Here is a 288-nt window from a genome sequence, read left to right on the forward strand (position 1 = left end):
CAGCGACAGTTCGTTGAGCATGGGCAGCGGCACGCATTCGTCGGCGTCGGTCGACAGCTACCACTTGGGTGCGTATCTGGGCCATGAAATCGACGCGTTGCGCCTGACGGTCGGCGGCGCGTACAGCTGGCATCGCATCGACGTCAAACGTGATCTGCAGTTCGGCGACGTCAGCGGTAAACAGAAAACCACACGTGACGCGACCACCGCGCAAGTGTTCACCGAGGCCGCATACGATCTGGGCCTGCAACCGATGAACCTGGAGCCGTTCGCCAATCTGTCCTACGT

The 288-nt window shown here is 61.1% G+C and carries 1 protein-coding gene; it reads left to right on the top strand.

From position 1 onward, the window contains the following. Positions 1-19: 19 nt before the first annotated feature. The coding region (locus AAEY83_RS14020; RefSeq protein ID WP_351059759.1) for an autotransporter outer membrane beta-barrel domain-containing protein at positions 20-288 on the top strand (269 nt) is incomplete at its 3' end.

The organism is Psychrobacter sp. TB20-MNA-CIBAN-0197, assembly GCF_040309765.1.
In the GTDB taxonomy this organism is placed as follows: domain Bacteria; phylum Pseudomonadota; class Gammaproteobacteria; order Pseudomonadales; family Moraxellaceae; genus Psychrobacter; species Psychrobacter submarinus.